Raw genomic sequence first — 4,935 nt, forward strand, 5'->3', positions numbered from 1 at the left:
CAAGTAAATTAACTCCATTTATTCAACCTTAATCTTGTAAGTATCTGAAAATGAATATCAAACAAGGTCAAAATATATTTTTACCTTGTAAACATTTGAAAATCAATTCAAAATAAGGTAAAAATTGCGTATCCAAGGTTAAAACGCTCTGTAAAGTCCATATATTCAAGGTTTAACCTTGTACATACTTGAAAATCAATACAAAACAAGGTAAAGTAACAACATTTGAAACAAAGTAAAAAATTTTAATCTTGTAAGTGTTTGATAATCAATATCAAATAAAGTGAAGATATGTCTAAAAACAAGGTAAAACGTCAGAAGACTGCTGCGTGAGGCATGCGAAGGGTGCGTCAGCAGTGCGTAGCACCGAAGCGATAGCGCAGCCCGCAGCACGCCGACCCGAAGCGCAGCGAGGGACACGCCCAAAAAAATCTACCTTTTATTAACACAATAAATCCCAATAATAATCAATACCATACCTGTAATATGCAAAAAATGTATCCGCTCACCAGCATACACCGCCCAACCCAAAGCAACTATCGGAATAGTATAAGTAACTGAACTGGCAAATAAAGTACTACTTATCTGCACTAATCGATTAAAAAAAACCAAAGAAATAGCACTACCTAATATCCCTAACATCAAAATACTGTATAAAGGAGTTAAATTATCCATGCTTTGCACACGCAGAATAAAATCCGTAGTTAGCAAAAATCCACCTGAAGGTAATAGTAATACACTCAACGAAAGACTAGATAAAGTTAGAGGATGTATATCCGTAAGATGATGCTTAATCACGTTTACACTAATACCATAACACGCCGTAGCTAAAACTACCATGCCTGCATATAAAATTACACTACTATCCGCTTGTATAGAAACACTTGTGCCTGTTATGCAAGCACAACCTACAAAACCCATTAAAATTCCTACTTTTTGTACCTGCTCTACCCTATCATGATATAAAAATGTAGAGATAAGCAAAGTAAAAATAGGGGTCAGGGCATTAAGGACACCTGTTACACCACTATCCAGTTTAGTTTCTGCACCTGCAAATAAAATAGCAGGTACAAAGTTACCCGAAAACGCAGATAAAATAATAAATTTCCATTTCGCCCAAGGTGTTTTTAATATATGAAATAAAGCAAATAGAAACAAAGTTGAGCTCGCTGCAAACATACGCAGCATAGCTAATTCCATAAAACTAAATCCTTTCAGTCCTTCCTTGATTAGGATAAATGAGCTTCCCCATATAAGAGATAAGAGTATCAATAAAAACCAACGCATAAATAAGGGTCAGAGATTATACTATATCCTGCAAACTGAACTTTTCTCCGCATACAAATCCTCCTTTTTCGTTAGTAGTAACCGTACTACATTCAATACAAGGGTCATGTTCGTAAAAAAGTATCCAGTTTTCTCGTACTGCTTGTTGCAAAATAGGTTCTTTTTCTTGTAATGTTGTCAAAGGAAACATATCATAGCCCATTACATAAGGTAAAGGTATGTGTCCATGTGTGGGGATGAGGTCTGCGGCATAAAGGATTTTTTTGTTTTTGTAAGTAATTAAAGGTAGCTGCATACCTACGGTATGCCCATTCATGACCCGTAGTTCTAAATTTTCGAATAATGTTAAATTACCTTCAATACATTCTAACTGTCCGCTTTGGGCAATAGGCTGTAAGTTTTCAGCAAAAAAGCTGCTTTTTTCTCGAGCATTTGGTTTATTTGCCCATTCCCAATGCGATTTTTGTACATAAAACTTTGCGTTTTTGAAAGCTACTTCATAACGGTTTTTGCCGCCATTCCATTCTGTGCTTCCGCCGCAATGGTCAAAATGAAGGTGGGTTAAAATCACATCGGTAACATCTGCTCTTGAAAAACCGAGTTTGTGTAAAGAAGTGTCTAATGTATTTTTATCATGATTGATATCATAGATTTGTTTAAATTTATCGTTGTATTTGTGTCCTAATCCATTATCTACGAGAACCAATCGGTTGGAGTATTCGATGAGTAAAGCACGCATATTGAGTAAAATGAGGTTATTTTCATTTGCAGGGTTAGTTTTTTGCCATATTGTTTTAGGGACTACGCCAAACATTGCTCCACCGTCTAATCTAAATAAACCTGTTTCTACGCTGTATAGCTTCATGCCCCAAAAGTAGAAAAAAACTTGAAAATCTTTGCTTAGGTAGTTTGGGCTTACGTGTAAGTTTGACTGGTTTGCTTGTAATAATAGACTTTATGAGCACACGAAATGCAGAGGATGATGAGTGCATTGACTTATGGGGTATTTATAGAGAGAGGTAACACTTTACCATTCATTACTTCGTGTCCATGTAAAATGAAATGCACAATATAATCAGCCATAATTGTAGGTGTTACAGGCGCAGTGTAATTAGGAAAGGCTTCTTGCAACATTTCTGTCTGTACTGCTCCCAAAGCTAATGCGTTACAATAAATACTTTCATACTTAAGCTCCTCTGCAAGGCACTCTGTAAGATTTGTCAAAGCTGCTTTTGAAGCACTATACGCAGATAGTCCTGCAAATTTTACACTACCTTGAAACCCACCCATACTACTGATATTGACAATATGCGCAGGTTTAGTAAAATGGGGTAGAAGTCCCTGTATCAGATTAACTACACTAAAAAGATTTACCTCAAAAATATATTTCCAGTCGTTTATTGTTGTTTCTTTGAAAGGTTTATTGATAAGCACTGCGGCATTATTCACTAATGCGTCTATTTTGTTAGAATGATGTAAAATTTTTTCTAACCAATTTTTAGATAACTGGCTGACGTCTAATTCAACAGGAATAAGATTGTGCAGAGAGGTTGTTTGTATGGATTCAAGTTTATCTATCCTTCGGCTAACTGCTAGTACTTTATGCCCTCTCTCTGCAAGATTTATGCAGACCTCTCGACCTATACCTCGGCTAGATCCTGTAACTATAATAGTTTTCATGGATAAAAATTGAATGTTCGCAAAGTAAAGTAATTCTTACTGATACTTGGAAAAATATGGTTATTCTTTCGCTACTGCTCCGCCTTCGTATAGTTTAGGTAAAAATTTGCGAGAAGGAGACTCTTTGTATATGTCAGGCAAGCCTAATTTATCCCAAATGGCATCTATCTTTTCAATAGTTTTAAGGTCCGAAGTAACAATATTGGGCCAATCTCGCTTAAAGCCATCTATAGCCAAAGTTTTACGTGTGGCATCAAAAGCAATTTGTCCATTATCTGCATCTGAAATAAATACGGCATCTCTTTTGGGGTCAAGATTATTGCAGAATCGCCATACCGTTTCGGGGACATGCATAATATCTACATCGGGGTCTAAAAAGCAGAGGCACTTTACACCTTTGAAGTCCTCTCTTGCAAAAAGCTTTTCTGCTACTTCTTTAACATGGTTTTTTCGCTCTTTTTGAATAGCTACAAATACCACTGATATACCTTGTGCAAGCAAAGAATCGTTAATTTGTTTGATTTCAGGGAATTGGCTGCAAATATCCACAATTCGGAGTGCGGCAGAGGTTTGCATCTTTTGCCACAAATTCATTGTAGGTGCATTTTCACGGCGTTCTACTTCTAGTTTTTTGGTAGCATCTATGCCCATTTTGCCACCAAAATTCGGCTTGGAACAGCTATGGTCTAATACATCTACGGGTCCTTGTGCAAAAATAATATCTTGATAAGGATCAACGTTTTCAGAAATGTATCTAGCAAGCGCTCGGCTATCATGAATGTCGCAATGTTCATCTACCACAATCATTATTTTAGTAAACATCATTTGCCCAGCGCCCCATAAAGTGTGCATAACCTTTTGTGCCTGTGCAGGATATTCTTTTTTTATTTTGATGATAGCCATGTTGTGAAAAACGCCCTCAATGGGTAGAGTCATGTCTATAATTTCAGGCACCATAGTCATTTTGATGGGCGCTACAAAAATGCGCTCGGTGGCTTTTCCTATCCAAGCATCTTCTTGTGGGGGAATACCTACAATAGTGCTGGCATATACCGCTTTTTTACGATGTGTGATAGCAGTTACATGGAATTTAGGATACCAATCGGGCAAAGAATAGTATCCTGTATGATCGCCGAAAGGTCCTTCCCAAATCAAGTCTTCATTAGGATCAACATAGCCCTCAATTACAAAATCTACATCTGCAGGGACTTCAATTTCAGGTTGAGTAATGCATTTGACCAATTCTACTCGTTTTTTGCGGATAAATCCTGCTAACATGTATTCATCCATGTTGTCAGGCATGGGCGCAGTAGCAGCGTAAGTATAGACAGGATCTCCGCCAATAGCTACGGCTACAGGCATTTTTTTACCTAACTCTTTATACCTTCTATAATGCCGTGCAGAAACTTTGTGAATGTGCCAATGTAAAGCAGTCAAATTTTTTTCAAATACCTGCATTCTGTACATACCGATGTTGCGAATACCTGTGTCAGGGTCTTTTGTGTGAACGATAGGTAGAGTAATGAACTTTCCGCCATCTTGGGGCCAGCATTTCATGATGGGCAATTTGAATAAGTCAGGTTCGGTCATGATGACTTCTTGGCACTCTCCTCGCCCTTTTTTGATTTTGGGCATCCATGATGCAATTTTTCCTAATTTGGGTAGTAATTTGAGCTTGTCTATCCAAGTATCTCCTGGCTTAATCATTTTGAGCAAGTCTTCTATTTCTTTGGCAATATCGTCTAAATCCTTTACTCCTAATGCCATGCAAATTCTTTTATAGTTTCCCATGCTGTTAATCAGCAGTGGGAATTCTGTACCTGTGTTTTCAAAAAGCAGCGCGGGACCGTATTTTTTGCTTACTCTATCTACAATTTCGGTTATTTCTAAATCAGGGTTGACATACTCCTTGATGCGAACTAGCTCACCTGCTTTCTCTAAGGCTGCAATAAATTCATCTATATTTTT

General features: G+C 37.4%; 4 protein-coding genes. All 4 read right to left on the bottom strand.

Annotation, left to right across the window (positions count from 1 at the left end; translation table 11 throughout):
• Window positions 1–432 precede the first annotated feature (432 nt).
• Window positions 433–1,272, bottom strand: a complete 840-nt coding sequence (locus NZ519_12040; protein MCS7029485.1) for a DMT family transporter — start codon at window positions 1,270–1,272, stop codon at window positions 433–435.
• Between the two features lie 31 nt (window positions 1,273–1,303).
• On the bottom strand, window positions 1,304–2,152 hold the full coding sequence (locus NZ519_12045) for an MBL fold metallo-hydrolase (GenBank protein ID MCS7029486.1): 849 nt from the start codon (window positions 2,150–2,152) through the stop codon (window positions 1,304–1,306).
• Between the two features lie 131 nt (window positions 2,153–2,283).
• Window positions 2,284–2,967, bottom strand: coding sequence for an SDR family oxidoreductase (locus NZ519_12050; protein MCS7029487.1), 684 nt, complete (start codon window positions 2,965–2,967; stop codon window positions 2,284–2,286).
• Between the two features lie 60 nt (window positions 2,968–3,027).
• A partial coding sequence (locus NZ519_12055) for a menaquinone biosynthesis decarboxylase (protein MCS7029488.1) occupies window positions 3,028–4,935 on the bottom strand: 1,908 nt, incomplete at its 5' end.

Source organism: Bacteroidia bacterium (genome assembly GCA_025056095.1).
GTDB lineage: Bacteria > Bacteroidota > Bacteroidia > JANWVE01 > JANWVE01 > JANWVE01.